The sequence below is a fragment of the Paenibacillus pabuli NBRC 13638 genome, assembly GCF_001514495.1.
In the GTDB taxonomy this organism is placed as follows: Bacteria; Bacillota; Bacilli; order Paenibacillales; family Paenibacillaceae; genus Paenibacillus; species Paenibacillus pabuli.
The window spans coordinates 13,679-30,884 of the sequence record NZ_BCNM01000023.1 but is presented as its reverse complement, the minus strand read 5'-3'; the positions used below and the strand labels follow the sequence as shown (position 1 = coordinate 30,884).

21 protein-coding genes are annotated in these 17,206 nt (G+C 47.0%); 2 read left to right on the top strand and 19 right to left on the bottom strand.

What is annotated here, in order from left to right:
- Nucleotides 1-118: 118 nt before the first annotated feature.
- The 6 genes from PPA03S_RS25835 to mtrB form a co-directional block, all read right to left on the bottom strand.
- On the bottom strand, nt 119-736 hold the full coding sequence (locus PPA03S_RS25835; RefSeq protein ID WP_062327398.1) for a UbiX family flavin prenyltransferase: 618 nt from the start codon (nt 734-736) through the stop codon (nt 119-121).
- Between the two features lie 2 nt (nt 737-738).
- Complete coding sequence (locus PPA03S_RS25830) at nt 739-1,605, bottom strand: UbiA-like polyprenyltransferase (protein WP_062327396.1); 867 nt, start codon at nt 1,603-1,605, stop codon at nt 739-741.
- Nucleotides 1,598-2,326 (bottom strand): demethylmenaquinone methyltransferase, encoded by a 729-nt coding sequence (locus PPA03S_RS25825; RefSeq protein WP_062327382.1) that lies wholly within the window; start codon nt 2,324-2,326, stop codon nt 1,598-1,600. The genes PPA03S_RS25830 and PPA03S_RS25825 overlap by 8 nt, the downstream gene beginning before the upstream one ends.
- 15 nt (nt 2,327-2,341) lie before the next feature.
- Nucleotides 2,342-3,205 (bottom strand): heptaprenyl diphosphate synthase component 1, encoded by an 864-nt coding sequence (locus PPA03S_RS25820; protein ID WP_062327379.1) that lies wholly within the window; start codon nt 3,203-3,205, stop codon nt 2,342-2,344.
- 101 nt (nt 3,206-3,306) lie between these two features.
- A complete protein-coding gene (locus tag PPA03S_RS25815; protein ID WP_062327375.1) occupies nt 3,307-3,858 on the bottom strand; it encodes a hypothetical protein in 552 nt (183 codons plus the stop codon).
- A gap of 98 nt (nt 3,859-3,956) precedes the next feature.
- Complete coding sequence (gene mtrB / locus PPA03S_RS25810; RefSeq protein WP_062327625.1) at nt 3,957-4,178, bottom strand: trp RNA-binding attenuation protein MtrB; 222 nt, start codon at nt 4,176-4,178, stop codon at nt 3,957-3,959.
- A 147-nt stretch (nt 4,179-4,325) separates the two neighbouring features.
- Here mtrB and PPA03S_RS33060 point away from each other — a divergent pair, with 147 nt between their 5' ends.
- Nucleotides 4,326-4,487 (top strand): hypothetical protein, encoded by a 162-nt coding sequence (locus PPA03S_RS33060; protein WP_157284369.1) that lies wholly within the window; start codon nt 4,326-4,328, stop codon nt 4,485-4,487.
- 66 nt (nt 4,488-4,553) lie between these two features.
- Here PPA03S_RS33060 and hbs read toward each other — a convergent pair whose 3' ends face one another.
- The 5 genes from hbs to spoIVA all read right to left on the bottom strand — a co-directional run bounded on the left by hbs (nt 4,554) and on the right by spoIVA (nt 10,454).
- Nucleotides 4,554-4,826 (bottom strand): non-specific DNA-binding protein Hbs, encoded by a 273-nt coding sequence (gene hbs / locus PPA03S_RS25805; RefSeq protein ID WP_062327372.1) that lies wholly within the window; start codon nt 4,824-4,826, stop codon nt 4,554-4,556.
- A 219-nt stretch (nt 4,827-5,045) separates the two neighbouring features.
- Nucleotides 5,046-6,032, bottom strand: coding sequence for an ABC transporter permease (locus PPA03S_RS25800; RefSeq protein ID WP_062327369.1), 987 nt, complete (start codon nt 6,030-6,032; stop codon nt 5,046-5,048).
- Complete coding sequence (locus PPA03S_RS25795; RefSeq protein WP_062327366.1) at nt 6,029-7,546, bottom strand: sugar ABC transporter ATP-binding protein; 1,518 nt, start codon at nt 7,544-7,546, stop codon at nt 6,029-6,031. Before PPA03S_RS25795 ends, PPA03S_RS25800 begins: the two co-directional genes overlap by 4 nt.
- A 110-nt stretch (nt 7,547-7,656) precedes the next feature.
- The gene (locus PPA03S_RS25790; protein WP_062327363.1) at nt 7,657-8,754 is read right to left on the bottom strand and encodes a sugar ABC transporter substrate-binding protein; all 1,098 of its coding nucleotides are present in this window, start codon (nt 8,752-8,754) and stop codon (nt 7,657-7,659) included.
- A 221-nt stretch (nt 8,755-8,975) separates the two neighbouring features.
- A complete protein-coding gene (spoIVA, locus tag PPA03S_RS25785) occupies nt 8,976-10,454 on the bottom strand; it encodes a stage IV sporulation protein A (RefSeq protein ID WP_024630674.1) in 1,479 nt (492 codons plus the stop codon).
- 456 nt (nt 10,455-10,910) lie between these two features.
- Here spoIVA and PPA03S_RS25780 point away from each other — a divergent pair, with 456 nt between their 5' ends.
- Nucleotides 10,911-11,300: a tautomerase family protein gene (locus tag PPA03S_RS25780; RefSeq protein ID WP_062327344.1), complete on the top strand. Its 390-nt coding sequence runs from the start codon at nt 10,911-10,913 to the stop codon at nt 11,298-11,300.
- Nucleotides 11,301-11,479: 179 nt separating this feature from the next.
- Here the strand turns inward: PPA03S_RS25780 and PPA03S_RS25775 are convergent, their stop codons facing one another.
- The 8 genes from PPA03S_RS25775 to der form a co-directional block, all read right to left on the bottom strand.
- Complete coding sequence (locus PPA03S_RS25775) at nt 11,480-12,256, bottom strand: YphF family lipoprotein (RefSeq protein WP_082704317.1); 777 nt, start codon at nt 12,254-12,256, stop codon at nt 11,480-11,482.
- 35 nt (nt 12,257-12,291) lie between these two features.
- A complete protein-coding gene (locus PPA03S_RS25770; protein ID WP_062327342.1) occupies nt 12,292-12,642 on the bottom strand; it encodes a 2Fe-2S iron-sulfur cluster-binding protein in 351 nt (116 codons plus the stop codon).
- A gap of 18 nt (nt 12,643-12,660) precedes the next feature.
- Complete coding sequence (locus tag PPA03S_RS25765; protein WP_062327340.1) at nt 12,661-13,278, bottom strand: hypothetical protein; 618 nt, start codon at nt 13,276-13,278, stop codon at nt 12,661-12,663.
- A gap of 83 nt (nt 13,279-13,361) precedes the next feature.
- Complete coding sequence (locus PPA03S_RS25760) at nt 13,362-13,541, bottom strand: DUF2768 family protein (RefSeq protein ID WP_017687688.1); 180 nt, start codon at nt 13,539-13,541, stop codon at nt 13,362-13,364.
- Nucleotides 13,542-13,713: 172 nt separating this feature from the next.
- Entirely contained in the window at nt 13,714-13,989 is a 276-nt protein-coding gene (locus PPA03S_RS25755) for a stage VI sporulation protein F (protein ID WP_056696692.1), read from the bottom strand.
- A gap of 110 nt (nt 13,990-14,099) precedes the next feature.
- Nucleotides 14,100-15,140: an NAD(P)H-dependent glycerol-3-phosphate dehydrogenase gene (locus PPA03S_RS25750; RefSeq protein ID WP_062327338.1), complete on the bottom strand. Its 1,041-nt coding sequence runs from the start codon at nt 15,138-15,140 to the stop codon at nt 14,100-14,102.
- Nucleotides 15,133-15,756 carry a glycerol-3-phosphate 1-O-acyltransferase PlsY gene (gene plsY / locus PPA03S_RS25745; RefSeq protein ID WP_062327335.1) on the bottom strand — a complete coding sequence of 208 codons (624 nt, stop codon included), beginning with the start codon at nt 15,754-15,756 and terminating at the stop codon, nt 15,133-15,135. Before plsY ends, PPA03S_RS25750 begins: the two co-directional genes overlap by 8 nt.
- 11 nt (nt 15,757-15,767) lie before the next feature.
- The gene (der, locus tag PPA03S_RS25740) at nt 15,768-17,090 is read right to left on the bottom strand and encodes a ribosome biogenesis GTPase Der (RefSeq protein ID WP_024630683.1); all 1,323 of its coding nucleotides are present in this window, start codon (nt 17,088-17,090) and stop codon (nt 15,768-15,770) included.
- Between the last annotated feature and the right edge of the window lie 116 nt (nt 17,091-17,206).

Sequence of the window (17,206 nt, the reverse complement as noted above, 5' to 3'; positions counted from 1 at the left end):
GGTCAAGGCTGTGGTTCATACGAAGCTTAACCATCAGCGCTCACCAATACCCCGGTATTTGGGGGCGACCAAGTCACTTATGCACTTACGATCAGATACAAAGCGAGAGGACTTGATCCTATCCCCGTTCATCCGGTTCTCCCCATCTTGTAAACAGTTGATGTGGAATGCGCAGGCTATCGAGCACTTTACCCACCAGAAATAGAATCAACTCATCCATCGTTTGGGGCTTGTAATAAAAAGCAGGCATGGCGGGTATCATTCGAACACCAAGCCGGGTGAGCTTCAACATGTTTTCAAGATGAATCGCATGCAGTGGTGTCTCACGAGGGACCAGAATCAGTGTTCTTCCCTCTTTCATCATAACATCGGCAGCACGGGACATCAGATTGTCGGACGACCCTTGTGCAATCGATGAAAGAGTGCCCATGGAACATGGCATAATAATCATGCCTTCTGCCAGAAACGAACCACTTGCGATGGAAGCACCAATATCACTAACGGAATGATAGATCAGAGAACCGGCACGATTGCCGAATTTTTCTTCCAGCATACGGTCACGGTTCGTAACATCCCATTCCATTTCTTCTTTCAATACACGCCAGCCGGCGTTGGATATCACCAGATGCACGGTGTATTCCATATCAAGCAACGTTTCAATTAATCTGATGCCATATATACTGCCACTGGCTCCGGTAATTCCGACAACGAGTCGTTTATTCTCCGGCAGATTCATCTTTATTTCACCGCCAGATCAATTAGAGTGAATGTAAATACAACCAGGCTGAGTACACTGTTCATGGTAAAGAACGCAGTTTGCACCCGGCTCATGTCATTTGGCGATACAATATAGTGCTCATAGAAAAGAATACCATACGTAATCAGCATTCCTGCACCATACCACCAGCTCAGATCAGTCATCAATAACAGCGCAAGAAAACCAACTGCGGTAATCACGTGAAAGAACTTGGCGATCTGCAATGATGTGTTAAGACCGAAACGGGAAGGTATGGAATGAAGACCCTCACCCTGATCGAACTCCAAATCCTGACATGCATAGATGATATCGAAACCGGCTGTCCAGAACACAATCGTAACGTACAGCACAATCGCTGTCCAATCCATTGTACCCGTTACAGCTACCCAGCCCCCAAGCGGAGCCAGACCAATGGTCATGCCGAGTACTATGTGGCACAGCCATGTGAAACGTTTGGTATATGAATACAATACCAACATAAATACAGCTATCGGCAGCAGCTGCATGGATAACACGTTAAGGTTAGACGAGGCCCAGAACAAGAGCACAAACGACAATATGATAAAAATAACGACCTCACCGTTTTTTAACAAACCGGCCGGAATTGCTCTCATCGCGGTACGTGGATTTTTCTTGTCGATCGCCTGGTCAATCATGCGGTTCAAGCCAAAAGCAGCGCTTCTTGCGCCAATCATCGCCAGTAACACCCACATAATCTGCAGCCAGGTTGGGAATGTATCATTCACTACCATGGAACCGAGAATGGCTCCCATAAATGCAAAAGGTAATGCGAAAAGCGTATGTTCAATCTTGATCATTTCTAAAAAGATGCGAATTTTCCTAAACATGCTGATTCTCCTTGGTTCCAATATGCAGTGCCGCGATACCTCCGGTCAGAGGGTAGGCCTGCACTTGCTTCAATCCGGTTTCTGCAAAAATGTCGGCCAGTTCCTTCCTCCCTGGAAAAAGTGCCAGTGAGTCCGGCAGCCATTTATACTGCTCATAACGTTTGGCAAACAATTTGGCAATCTTCGGTAGTAATTGTTCAAAATAAAAATAATAAATAGCTTTAAACGGTTGCCATGTCGGCTTAGATAACTCCAGACAGACTACCATACCTCCAGGCTTCACGACACGCTTCATTTCCGACAGAACCTGACGAAGATCAGGAACGTTGCGTAATCCAAATCCAATAGTGACATAATCAAATGAATTGTCCTCAAAGGGAAGTGACATCGCATTGCCTTGAACCAGCGTGATCTGTTTCTGACGGTTTACAGCATTAACCTTCGTCTGTCCAACTTCCAGCATATTGCTGCTAAAATCAAGTCCATGCATGTGACCCGTTTCACTTGCCTGGGCCATGGCGAGTGTCCAGTCACACGTACCGCAGCATAAATCGAGCCCAGTATCGCCTTTGGACATATTCATCTTCTTCATGGTGAATTTACGCCAAGCCTTGTGCCTGCGGAAACTCAGAATATCATTCATAACGTCATATTTCCCGGCTATACTCTGAAAAACCGAATGGACAAATTCTTCTTTCGGTTTGGTCTCCCCGCTCCCCATTCGTCTGTCTCCCCCTCAATCTTCCCTTACTGCCGCGTGTGAAGGCTGCAAATACGTCAGGTAAGGCTCCAGGATTGCATCGAACTCATGCAAGCCCAATTGATCTTCCTCGTCTTGCAACAACTGCTGTATGCGGTGTGTGCAGTCGCGAAGCTTGTCCAGCAGAACCTCGCCAATCCGATGCCTGAGGACCATACTGCTCCATGTCCGTGCATCCATCTCTGGCTGACGAAGCCATTTCTGCTCGTCCTCGTTGCCGTGTTCGTAAATATGCCAGAAAGCATAACTGTGATAAAAGTTCTGATCGTGGTTCATCCGTCGCAACTCTTCCGCGATCATTTCGCAGCAGCTGAATTCCGACAGCAGATTGTTCCATAGGGACTGTTCCTTAGGACCAATCATGTCTGAAAAAGAAAGAAACAGCTGCATCTTCAGCTGTACCGTTTCACGCAAGTATTCTTCAGCCGAAACGAGGAGTTTTTTCATCCGTTCATACAGCGTCATCTTGCGTGCATTCACTTCGGATACAGCACCACTGAGTTTGCCGATCATTTCAATTCTGCCCGCATGAGCAAGCAGCTGATAGAAACGACTGCTCAGATAGTCTCCGGCAAGCACGTTCAACTGGCGTGAACGCATCTCCTGTTCTCTGCGCTCTCCGGATATCGTATCAATTCGATCATGCGTATCCATAGCCAACTGAACGAGCGAGGTTGCAAGAGCGTATAGCTCGTCATGCACCTTTTCGTCTGTGCGGCCCACAAATACCTGCAGCAGACGTGCCCGGCTATCCGGAAATGATGGGATTTCCGTATGTTGTCGAATCATGTCGTAATCCGTATATTTCTTTGCTAGTTGGGGTACGCGATATGAATTCATTCTCAGCCTCCGAGCCTTTACATTGTTAAACCATTTCTGCACTACAATCTTATATATTATAGCATATGTTTATCGGGCACGCACTGAATCCTGCTATTCTATTACCCCTGACTTGTCATTTCGAATTGCTTCTTCCACAGTTCCGTCTCCATCATATGAAACCAGTCCTTTAATTCTTCCGAGAGGATTGGACTTTTCCAGCTTCGAAGCGTTTCGATTGCATACATCGGCCATTCTCCACGCCGGAAATCAGCTGCAAGTAATAAATGCCTTTTGTGCAGCCATTCGTCCTCAGCCATTACTCGCAGCAGCACCTGGTTCACATTGTCGAGACTTTGAAAACCAAGATCAGCCACAGCAGCCATATTAGCATAGATTTCGGTGTAACTTGTGCCGGTTCCGATAACTTTCAGATCGAGCGTCAAAATCGATTGTTTCCATTCCACTCTGGCGATGGGCGTGGATAATTGAAGGGTACTCAATACATCCACCAGATTTTCTTCCGATAACTGGGCTGGATACCTTGTGGCAGAGACTGGTTGTGCCCTTTCTCCACCCCATGTTCGAATATGTAAGGTTTGTATGGCAACAAGCAGAAGGACCGCTGCAACCGTTGCCAGCAGTGAAGCAGTCACGATCATCCGCGGTTTCATAAATGCCTCCCTGCCCTTACCTGTTAGTGTAGTCTGTCCGGTAAAGGCTCATACCTCATTGTACAATGAAAAAAAGCAGGCTATGCCTGCAATTTTCATTATTCGGACTGAACCTGCCCATGCTTGGTAATCAGCGTAGCTTTTCCACGGATTTTAATGGCTGAAGTGTGGTTCGTAAATTGGGCAAACATGACTTCTCCCTTGTCCAGCTTCTCGGTATGATGAAAGCGTGTATCCTGACCTCGGGTTAAGCCGATCACCTGGACACCATTCTCCTCTGCCTTAATTACAATATAATCACTGCCGGTTGGATGATCCATCACGCACAACCCCTCTCCTAGTTCAATAGCGTTAATGATGATAAAGATTGTTTCATTTGTCAACCAACCCTTATCTGTATAGTGCGCAATATTTTGTTTCCCCTTGGTCATACTACCCTTAATCCCTCCACAGAAAGGAGAGACTTCATGAAATATGCCCCGGCAGCACTGACAGACGAGCATATTCTCCAATTAAAAGAAATAGAGCAGCATCTGTCTGCAGCCGCTGGAGAAGAACTCATTCTCATTGCCTATGCACAACAATCGGACGAGCCAGAGTCCCTGATTAAAAGGGAGACAGAACATTAGTGGGCAAAAGAAAAGGCCGTGAACAAGTCACGGTCTTTTTGTCGACATATGGAATATGTAGAAATCTTATTTAATTCCGTCTTTGAGCGCTTTACCTGGTTTGAATGCAGGAATTTTGCTCGCAGGAATTTCGATTTCTTCACCTGTTTGCGGGTTGCGTCCTTTACGTGCAGAGCGCTCGCGAACTTCGAAGTTCCCAAAACCAACCAATTGTACTTTGTCTCCGCTTTGAAGAGCACCAGAGATTGCTTCGAATACGGCATCAACCGCTTTCGTTACATCCTTCTTGGACAATTCAGTTGCTTCAGACACTTGTGTAATCAAGTCTGATTTGTTCATTGTTTTTTCACCTCCTGAATCAATGTCCTGAATGTTATACTGTGTTTCCGTTTTATAGCGAAATATACGTTCATACGCAAAAAATCTACGTACATCTTGAGCGTGATGAACACCAATCTCCGCCTGCGGTCAACAGTCATTTCCGGCAGAATGTCGCCTGAAACAAAGGTTGTTTCGGACGCCGAACAAATTTTATACTAATACAGACAGCACACAATTTCAAGTGCGGTTGCGGTTTAAGACGTAAAATGTAACTGCCAGGGCAAGCACAAGCACTCCACCTTTGACAATATCATGGGTGAAATATTGGACATTCATCATGGTTAAACCGTTAACCAGTACACCAATTAGAACCGATCCGATAAACGTTCCAATTACGTTCGGTTTACCTGCCCCAAATACAGAGAAACCGACAAACACAGCTGCCACCGATTCCATTAACAACGGAGATCCGGCATCAATTTGACCTGATCCTACCTTGGAAGCATAGATAATACCGCCAATTGCAGCAAATACTCCAGCTGCCACATAGGCCAGTGTGCGCACCTTTTTCACCTTGATTCCAGACAGACGTGCCGCTTCCTCATTGCCCCCGGTAACGTACATCTGGCGACCATACTTTGTATACGTCAAAAAGATATGAACAGCAATAACGGCAACGAGCAGCAGTATGACTGAAATCGGCATGCCCAGCCATTTTCCCTGCCCAATCAATAGAAATGTGGGATCCATCTCCCCGGCAGCTTTACTCCCGTCAGGAAATTGCATATGGTTGTAAATCGTGTATCCCTGGGCATACGTTTTATGAATACCACCAATGATATACATCGTGGCTAGGGTAGCCAACAGGTCCGGAATTCGCATTTTCACAATCAGCAAGGCATTGAGCAATCCGATCACAGCCCCGATGATCAGCGGAACAATAATGACAACGGCCAACGGTTGCTGGTACCAAATCATTAATGAGGCGGTCACGACGGTTGTCAGTGAGACGGTTGCTCCAACCGAGAGATCAAAACCATCAACAATGAGAGATAAAGTAACACCAATCGCTACAAACGTCACGATGGAGATTGAGCCCAAAATATCGGTCAAGTTACTGTACGTAAAGAAGTAAGGTAACTTAATTCCGAAAAATGCAATAACACCAATGATAACGATAATCGCGCCATAACGGAACGCAAAATCCAATGATTTATCTTTCATGCTTCCACCTCTTGTCCACCGCTTGCATAGTATAGCAGCTGTTCTTGGTTAGTCTCGCCCCGTTTGAATTCCTTGACAATAGTCCCTTCACACATAACCGCAATCCGATCACCAATACCCAATCCTTCATCCAGTTCACATGTGAAATAGATTACAGCCTTTCCTGCCAAAGCCAATTCGTTAATAATGCGAAAAATGTCGCTTTTTGCACCGATATCAACACCTTTTGTCGGCTCATCAAATATAAATACGTCTGCATCTGCATTCAGCCATTTGCCAATAGCCACCTTCTGTTGATTGCCACCGCTTAAATATTTCACTTCCTGCCGCACGGACGACGTTTTGATTCCGAGTTGCTGTACCAGAGATTCTGCGTTCTCACGTTCACGCTTTCGACTTACAAAGCCCAATGTACTCAGACGTCCCAGTAACGGCAGACTCAAATTGCGTTCCACATTTTCCTGGATCAGAATCCCCTGTTTACGACGTTCTTCCGGCACGGAAACAATGCCAAGAGCGGCGGCGTCCGCAGGTTGGGAGAGGTGAAGCTCACGGTGATTAAGCCGAATTTCTCCACTCTCCAGACGATCTGCACCAATGAGCAAGCGAGAGCATTCCGTTTTGCCGGCACCGACCAGGCCTACCACGGCAAGCACTTCGCCTCGACGAACAGACAGATTCACTCCTTTGACCCTGACTCCACGACGAAGCCCATGTGCTTCCAGCAGTACCTCGCCTATGGGCGCTTCAGTTTTGGGAAACTCTTCCTCAAACGGTTTTCCCAGCATTTGCGTCACCAGATCATTAATCGTAAGCCCCTGTGCTTCATCTGTGAACACATGCTGCCCATCTCTCATTACTGTGACCCGATCACAGTGACTCGTAACTTCTGGAAGACGGTGAGTAATGAAAATACATGCCACACCTCGATCTTTCAATACATGCACAATTCTAAAAAAGGCATCGGTCTCTTCCTGGCTCAAAGGGGCAGTGGGTTCATCAAATATAATAACCTTGGCGTCCTGAATCAGAATGCGTGCCAGTAGAATCATTTGTTTCTCTGCCAATGTCAGGTCGGCTACTTTTTTGTGTACCGATATGTCTGCTCCCAATTGCTGCAAAGCTTCAGCCGCACGCTGTTGCAATTTCCGAGGACTTTTCCACCAGCCTCCGCCAGACGACGCCAGGTGGTCCAGCATGATGTTCTCAGCAGCCGTCAACTGAGGCACCAGTGCAGCATCTACCTCTTGGTACACACAATGAATACCATTGGCCTTGGCCTCACCTGGCGAAGAAAATTGAAGCGCTTGTCCACTCAATCGGATTGTGCCTTGATCCAACTGATATGCGCCAGACAGAATTTTCATCAAAGTGCTCTTCCCCGCACCATTTGCACCCAGAAGTGCATGAATCTCTCCGCCCTTTACCGAGAACTGCACATCTTTCAGGGCAGGAATGCCTGCAAACTGTTTATGAATGTGTTCCATTTGAAGCAGAATCGGTACAGTGCTCATGACGCAAACCTCCTATCACTCCCCGCTGGGAGTATTGCTATTCTCATACAGTTAAATTTCGTCATCATGGTTGGAAAAAGCGCGCCTTGCGGCGCGCCCCTTACGCTGCTTTATTTAGCAGTAACTCCGTATTCTGACATCCAATCCTTGATTCCCTGTGTACTTCCTCCCCAACCCTCAACATACTCGGACAGCTCTGAAGTGGAGATTTGTTTGTCAGGCAGCGCCTCACGTTGCACATAGACTGGATTGAGAACCACTTGGTCTTCCGTCTCATCCCCGTTCAGTTTCTGGTAAGCATAACGAACCTGTACACGACCAATGTCTGTTGGATCAACCGCTGCGGAAGCAACCCACGGATTTTTCGGATCTTGGATCATCTGCAAGTCTTCATCACTCATATCAATGCCGTACACTTTGATTTCATCCCGTCCCGCTTGCTGAATGGCACGTGCAGCACCTTTGGCGAACTCATCCCATGCAGTCCAGACTGCTGTGATTTCACCTTTTGGATATTGTTTCAGAATGGCTTCCATCTTGGCTTGTGTATCCAAAGCTGGGTTCTGTGCTGAACCAAATGTCGCAATCTCCTTAATATCCGGGTTATCTTTCAAGAACTTGCCGTAGGCAACTTGGCGGCGTTCCATCGGTGCAAATCCGGCTACCCATACTTTTACGATGTTGCCCTGTCCATTGATGTCCTTCTTCATTTGCTCCAATGTCAATTCAGCCATCTTTTGATCATCCTGGGACAGCACTGTTGCTCCAGGAACGCTAATATCTGCGTCGAATACAACCACCGGAATATTTTGCGCTACTGCCTTTTTTACACCTGGCTCCAGCAAGGAATCCCCGTGGTCGGTCAAAATGGCATCGAACTTCTGATTAATCGCGCTATCCAGCAGCGAAACCATCTTGGCTTTATCATTATCGGCAACAAACGTAGTCAGTTCCCCACCGAATTTTTCGATTTCTTCTTTAACGCCTTGCACATATTGCTGTGAGAACGTACCTGTGTTAAATTCCATAATCAATGCGACTCTCTTGCCGCTCAATGGACCAGTGACCGCTTCGGTCTTGGGCTTGTCCTCCGTCGTCCCCGAAGCTGTAGTCGAAGCAGGTTCTTTTTTGATCCCGCAAGCGGACAGCGCTAATGTAAATACGAGCAATACACTCAACCATACCCATTTTGTATCTTTCTTTTTCATCTCTGACTCCCCCTGTTCACACTCTCTGTGATCTCGATCACAATCGTTGAATATTAATATAACGGCTAATCCCTAGTATGTAAATGGGTTTTAGCAATTTAAAGCTAAAACTCGCTAAGTTTTCACGAAACATCTATCTTTCCATCCAATTCATCCAGAATCAAGTAAAAAACGAAACAAAGAAAAAGACCGTAAAGGGGGGCCTTTACGGTCTTTTGGCATTAGAGAATAATGGCGATCAATCCACCCGAACCTTCGTTGATGATACGTCCCAGCGTCTCTTGCAGTTTGTATCGTGCATTGTCCGGCATCATCGCGATCTTACCCTGTATACCTTCTCTCACGATGGAGTGCAGCGAACGACCGAACATATCTGAATCCCATACCTTGATTGGATCGTTCTCGAAGTCCTGCATGAGGTACCTCACCAGTTCCTCACTCTGCTTCTCCGTTCCGATAATCGGAGCAAACTCCGATTCTACATCCACCCGGATCATGTGAATGGAAGGCGCGGTCGCTTTCAGACGGACACCAAATTTGGTCCCCTGCCGAATGAGTTCTGGTTCATCCAGTGCCATCTCGGCGAGAGATGGCGCTGCAATACCGTAACCCGTCGTTTTGACCATCTCCAGCGCTTCAGCAAAGCGATCATACTCTCTCTTCGCATGGGAGAATTCCTGCATTAGCTGCAGCAGATGATCCTTCCCTCGAATTTCAATACCGACGACTTCCACCAGGATCTGATCGTATAATTCATCTGGTGCATACAAGTCAATTTCCGCCACGCCCTGCCCCATATTCATGCCGCTCAGCCCTGCTCGGTCGATGAATTCATACTCCATAAACTGGGCGACAACCCGATCCACATCACGCAACCTGCGAATATCCTTAACCGTGTCGCGTACTGAGTTTTCGTAGTTGCTGCGCAGCCAGTGGTTCTCATTGAGCACCATCACCCAGCTCGGCAGGTTTACATTCACTTCATGTACAGGGAATTCATAGAGTACTTCACGAAGCACTCCTGTCACATCATCTTCTGTCATTGTCGCTGCACTGAGTGTCATAACTGGTATGTCATACTTGGCTGCAAGCTCACTGCGCAACTGCAGTGCTTCCTCACTGCGAGGACGGGTCGAGTTGATCACCAGTACAAACGGCTTACCGACTTCCTTCAGTTCAGCAATAACCCGTTCTTCCGACTCCACATAGGAGCTGCGGGCAATTTCTGCGATCGTACCATCTGTTGTGACAACCACACCCAACGTGGAATGCTCCTGAATGACCTTGCGTGTGCCGATTTCTGCTGCTTCCTGAAAAGGAATCGGCTCTTCGAACCAAGGTGTGGAGATCATGCGAGGTCCATTCTCATCCTCGTAACCCTTGGCTCCTTCCACTGCGTAACCTACACAATCCACAAGGCGCACATTGACATCCAGTCCTTCGGCAACCTTGATTTGAACCGCGTTATTGGGTACGAATTTTGGCTCCGTAGTCATGATTGTTTTGCCAGCTGCGCTCTGTGGCAGTTCATCAACTGCCCTCGCGCGGTCTGCCTCGTTTGTGATGTTTGGCAACACAATCGTTTCCATGAAACGTTTGATAAATGTTGATTTACCCGTCCGGACTGCGCCGACAACCCCGAGATAGATATCCCCTCCGGTCCGCTCGGCAATGTCCTTAAAAATGTCCACTTTCTCCAATGAAATCCCCTCCCTAAATTACTCCGAAGGAAAAATGCTAAAGAGCATCCGCTTCGTTTTTTCAATCAGAAGACTGAAATCCCTGCAACGGTAGAGCCGCCTTTGTGAGTGCCCGGAAGTCGTCCGCCGCCGAACGTTGCATTCTGATGAAACCGGCGAAAGCGGCGTTAACTCGTACATGCAATTGGACTAGTATCATCTTATGTATCCGTATGCAGCATTATGACGCGTTTTTTGTTTTTTTCTCAAGGTAGTGACCTTATGAGAATCGCCTTCTCTCGGACTGCGCGTCTTTATTTCAATCTACTTTATGTGCAAGGCGAAGCATTTATGACCTTTCCATTGATTTGTAATTGGTGGTGTTCGGCGAGCCTTACGAAAGTTATACTTAAGAGGAAACCATTATAAACAGAGCAGAGCATAGAAAAGAGATGAGCAGAGAAAGGTGAGATGAGTGTGGCACAGATCAAGATTTACGGATTGAGAGACCAACTGAATCCAATAAAAGAGCAGCTTTCACAAGTCATACATTCCGTTACGATGGATGTCTTGGGATTACCCGAGAACAAGAAGTTTCATCGGTACTTCCCTATGGAGACGGAGGACTTCCTCTTCTCTCCGGATCGTTCAGCAAATTATACAATTATTGAAATTAGCATGTTCGAGGGCCGATCCGATCTGTCGAAGAGAGAACTCTTGATGCAATTATTCTCAAGGTTAAATGATCAATTGAATTTGTCAGCCATGGATGTGGAGATTACCCTGTTCGAAACGCCGCGCAGTCATTGGGGGATTCGTGGATTGCCTGGAGATGAGCTTGACTTGTCTTATCAAGTGGATGTCTGAACAAAGTATTCTGAACTTTTTCTTGTTTACTCTGAATTGCAGATGAACCTGTCATTAAAAAAGGGATGTCCCGTAAGTCATGAGCATGACGGCGGACGTCCCTTTTAGCGTTATTGTGGTCTAACGAACCTGTGCACGTTACTTAATGAAGTTAGTGTTAAGCAAAATCAACTCGCTCTTTAATCACTTTGTGCAACCAGGGCATTATTTTCCCAAGCGTAAGCAACCGATTTTACAGGAACAAAGTAAGAATGCTCCAGCAGCACTTCACGCATATCCCCTGCTTCCGTCGGGGTATTTTCCGACTTCTCTACTGCCTGCATAATGTCAAAGGCGTAATCCACATAAACATTGCCCTCATCGTCCATCATCAAAGGAAGCTCCTGACCCGAGTATACACTGTTGAGCGTAACCACTGGAGATCCAGCCTGTGCGGCTTGTTCCATATCGACAGCATATAGCCCCGGATACAGTTTTTCCCCACTTGGCAGTTGATTATTATGTACAGATTTGTATTGATTGACCATTCGCTGGACATCATTAACTTTCTGCACTGTTTGCAGATCCATAACTTTGACAGTCGGCTTCACTTCTTCATCCTGGATGATAAAGTAAGCGCTCCCACCGCTCTCAAAAGCAGTTCCAGGAATTTCATCCAAATATCCCTGCTGTTTCAGCTTGGACAGATCGACTCTAAATTTTTCATATTTAGGTGTTTCCATATCTGCATTAACGATGGGCAATATCCCCTGATCCTGTTGGAATGCTTCTACTGCCGTCTGGATCCGACTTATACTTTCCCTGTAAGCAACCTTGGGATCAGCATTACTCTGGGATTGATACATGCAACCACTCGCTGTCAACGCAAACAGCAGGAGTAACAGCAGACACGTCATCTGCTGCTTTGCACGCCGCCGTCCGCTTAACTTCACGTATTTCCACTTCTCCCCATTCATCCGTATCCTCCTCGAATCGTTCCCTTCAGGTCTACTTAGAACCAGTCATCCTCTTCCTGCTGACGCTCTAATTGTTTGCGAATTGCCGCCTTCAGGGGATCCTCCGGTACGTGAACTGCCATTGATCCCCTTACCTTCGCTTGACAAGCAAGCCGAGTCCCTGCATCCAATAGCGAACCCAGCTTATGCTTCTCTGCATCCGTTGGTAGGTGCAGTGCTGCAAGATGCTCTGCGTCCACTTTCACCTTACACATCAGGCAGGCTGCCTTACCATCGCATCGGGTCGGTATTTTTACACCTGCACGTCGTGCAGCATTTAGCAGTGTTACCCCAGGTTTTATCCGAATCGTTTTGTTTTGTGGTAAAAATGTAATCGTGTAATCCATTATTTGTCCTCCCTCAGCCTACTGGGTCCATTCAAAACCAACAAGCTCTTCCACTTCTGCTCTGAAACGGCTTGTCCATACATTTTGCTGCCCCAATAAAACCATTAGAGGTTGATGCAATTCTGGCCTCTGCCGAATCTGTCTTGCAATGGGTTCATAACGATCAGCTCGACCTCTCAGCAGATTGAATAACAGCTCATGAGCAAGCGGCATCAGTCTTACGGAGTAGGCACCGACCTTGGCTTCAGTTGCATACTTCACCAAGACATGTTCAATCTCAATGCGATACCAGCTTTTTCTTGACCATACTTCGAACCCCCCAACCAGCTCCAACGCACAATTCCCCACCTGATAATGACTGAGGAGTGATGCGTAAGGTCCAGTCCTATCTACTACCGGCTCGTCCAACCCCACTCCAGGAGCAGATTTATGCAGTTCTTTGGCTGCGGTGATATCGGCGTAAATATCAATATCTCTGGGAGGCTGCAGTAACTCCACCTGCTGAAGCAATAGACCACAACTTCCCCCAAGCAACCATGTGTAAGGCTCTGTACTCCAGGCTTTCGCCGTTTCCAGCAAAGCCGCGTGCAATTCCGGAAAGCGTTCTGTCCGATCCTCCGTTTCATGCGGCCCCATCGGCTCACCTTCCCCTCATCCGTTTTCGTTGTGTCAGTTCTTATGATGTGTTTATGCGGATGTTATCTCTCAGGTTAGGAGGATCAGGTCAGAGAAGCAATTCCGCCGAAAAAACCAATCAGCATAATTAGAAAAGCAATTAAAGAAAGAATTCCTCGTACAATGCCTTTTGTTTTGGCACGAGCAAACGTAATCAGGAATACAGATAGTCCCATAATGAGGATGGCGACCAAAGACAGCCACATCTTGTCCATTGCGCTCATAATCCAGAAGTCTCCCCTTCAATCCGTTATTCATCACTGACACTGTGACAATTGCAATTATTATAACACGAAACTCGGCCCAACTTTCCAAAAAAAAGACAAAAAGCAAGTCGGCAGAGGCCGACTCGTCTTTTTGTCTTGCTCGACAACCTGCCAGGGCAGGTGCGATCTATTATTTTTTCATCATCATTTTCATTAATGATTCCATACTGTTTGGGTTTAATCCGCTTTTTTTGACGGCACTTACAATGTCCTGAACGGTATCTTCAGATACTGGTACTTTCGCCATAGCGGATACCTGCTTGATCAATTGGCGCAACTGAGCTTCATTCTGCATGGTGGACGGTTTCACTGTACTCGCCAATTTCTTGACGGCACCTTCTGTGATTGTTTTGCCTGTTTTTTTGTTGATCGCCTTCAGCGCATCTTTGGAAATGTTGTTACCCATTCGTCTCCCCTCCTCCGGTAATACTCATGTGTATAGTATGAGTGCACCGCAGAAAAGGTGAATAAGCTTACCGTTTCGAAGAATTTGCCTATATCGCCCTCAAATCCATATTATGAGTGCCATTGCTCCCAGGTTTCAAGCGTCATGACTTCCATTTCGGTTTTCGGATCACGTCCCATTAAGGCTTCAACCGCAGCCCGCGGCTCTCTTTCCTGAAAAAGAACGTGATACAGCTGATCTGCAATCGGCATTTGAACACCGTATTTCTGAGAAATGAAGTAGGCTGCCTGCGTGGTTCGAATGCCTTCCACCACCATGCCCATGGAATTCAAAACATCGTCCAGTTTTTGTCCTTGACCCAGCATGGACCCCGCTCTCCAGTTACGACTGTGCTGGCTTGTCGCGGTCACGACCAGATCGCCGATCCCTGCAAGCCCCGAAAATGTAAGCGGATTTGCACCCATCTCCACACCTATACGGGTGATTTCAGCAAGTCCACGGGTTAACAAGGCAGCCTTCGCATTGTCACCAAAATTAAGCCCATCGGACATCCCCGCACCAAGAGCAATGATGTTCTTGAACGCTCCTGCCAATTCAACACCCAGCATATCGCGATTCGTATAGACACGGAAATAGGCATTCATGAACAAACCTTGGGCTGCCTCGGCAAAAGCTTTGTCCAATGAAGCTACAACAACCGTTGTTGGGCAACGCTTTACCACTTCTTCCGCATGGCTTGGACCGGAGAGTACAACGATATGTCCTTCTTCACATCCAAGTTCTTCCGAAATGACGGTGGACATTCGTTTCAGGCTCTCCGTTTCAAAGCCCTTGGTTGCATGAATAATTAACATTTCCGGTTTGTAATACGCCTTAAGCTGGTGTGCCACCGAACGCATCGCCGATGAAGGAGCAACAATTAACACCGCTGAAGCCCCTTCCACTGCCGTTGCCATATCCGTTGTTGCATGAATACGGGGTGACAGCTCTGCATCGGGAAGGTAGCGTTGATTGGTATGTTTATTATTGATCTCTGCGGCCTGGTCTTCGCCACGTGTCCACATGAAAACGTCCAACTGATTGGCAGCCAATACACTGGCGAGTGCAGTTCCCCAACTGCCTGCAACCAGAACAGCAACTTTTTTAGACAACGCGTTTTCCCCCTCCAGGGTTTTTCGATCCCAATTTATTTTCCTGTCCTTTGGCGAGCTTCGCAATGTTGGTACGATGTCTCCAGAACGCAAACAGACAAATAATCAGACTCCCCCAGAAGATACTCATCGAATATCCGGGTAACACAAGGATGAAGAGCGGTGTCAAAGCTACAAAAATCAAGGAGCCCAGTGAAACATACCGTGTCATTACGATGGACAGGATCGCAAATACTCCGGCACAAAGCGCAGGAACAAGAGCAAGAGTCACGAGCACACCAATGGCTGTCGCGATGCCTTTTCCTCCACGGAAACGGAAGTACAGCGGCCAGTTATGTCCCGCAATAGCAGCAATCCCACTGAGTGCAGGAATCCAATCGGAACCGTTACTGAGCCAAACCCCAATCCAAACAGCCGCAATACCTTTAAGTACATCCAGCAGCAGTACGAGAATTGCCGGTCCCTTACCCAATATCCGCAATGTATTGGTAGCACCAGCATTTCCGCTTCCGTGCTGACGGATATCGATCCCCCGTAGTGCTTTTGCAAGGAGGACACTAAAGCTGATTGAACCGAGCAAATAGCTCAGTACAATCGCTGCGATTTGTAAAATCACAAACTTCTCCCCTAACCTTCGTCGGACTTCCTCCGAGTAAATATACGAATAGGCGTCCCTTCAAAATCAAACGCTGCACGAATTTTATTCTCCAGGTAGCGTTCGTAAGAAAAGTGCATCAATTCCGGATCGTTCACAAAAATAACCATGGTTGGAGGTTTAACAGCAACCTGAGTTACATAGTTAATGCGCATTCTGCGTCCTTTATCTGTCGGTGGCGGATTAATCGCCACTGCATCAGAGACCACATCGTTGAGCAAATGCGTCTGAACACGCATGGAATGCTGCTGTGCTACACGTTGCACAACAGGCAATAATTTTTGTAAGCGTTGTTTCGTTTTAGCTGACAAAAATACCACCGGAGCGTAAGTCATAAATAGGAAATGGTCCCGAATTTTTTTCTCAAACTCGTTCATTGTTTTATCCGACTTTTCCACAACGTCCCATTTGTTTACAACAAACATAGAGGCTTTACCTGCTTCGAATGCATACCCAGCAATATGCTTGTCCTGTTCAATAATGCCTTCTTCGCCATTAATAACAATCAGAACCACATCTGCACGTTCAATGGCACGCATGGCACGCATCACGCTGTATTTCTCCGTCGTTTCATACACTTTACCGCGCTTACGCATACCTGCTGTATCAATCAGCACATAGCGCTGGCCGTCTTTTTCGAAGGGGGTATCAATTGCGTCACGCGTCGTTCCAGCAACATCACTGACAATAACACGTTCTTCGCCCAAAATGGCGTTAACCAGTGAAGATTTCCCCACGTTAGGACGTCCGATCAGAGCTACACGAATGACATCGTCATCGTAAGTCTCTTCCTCAAGTTCAGGCAATTTCTCGACGATCGCATCGAGCAAATCACCTACACCCGTACCATGACTTCCCGATACTCCGATTGGATCACCAAATCCAAATCCATAAAACTCATAAATGAGCTCACTGCGCCCGATATTATCCACTTTGTTAACGGCTACAACGATAGGCTTGCCTGAGCGGTACAACATCTCTGCGACTTCTTCATCAGATTGCGTAATCCCTGCTTTTGCATCACACATGAATACAATAACATCCGCTTCTTCAATGGCGAGCTCTGCCTGCATCCGGATTGATTTTAGAATGACGTCCTCGCCGTCGATTTCGATACCACCGGTATCAATAATGCTAAATGGTTTACCGTTCCATTCACCGATTCCGTAGATCCGGTCACGGGTAATGCCCGGCTTGTCTTCCACAATGGCCAATCTGTCGCCGATAATCCGATTAAAAATGGTGGATTTGCCCACATTCGGTCGCCCGACAATTGCCACAACGGGTCTTGCCATACATTCCACTCCTCCTGTCCATACTTACGATACTCATCATAGCAAAAAACACCTGTCTTGGCTAACGTTTCATGCCGTTATACTCGCAATAACAACAATCGGCGAACCCGCTTGGG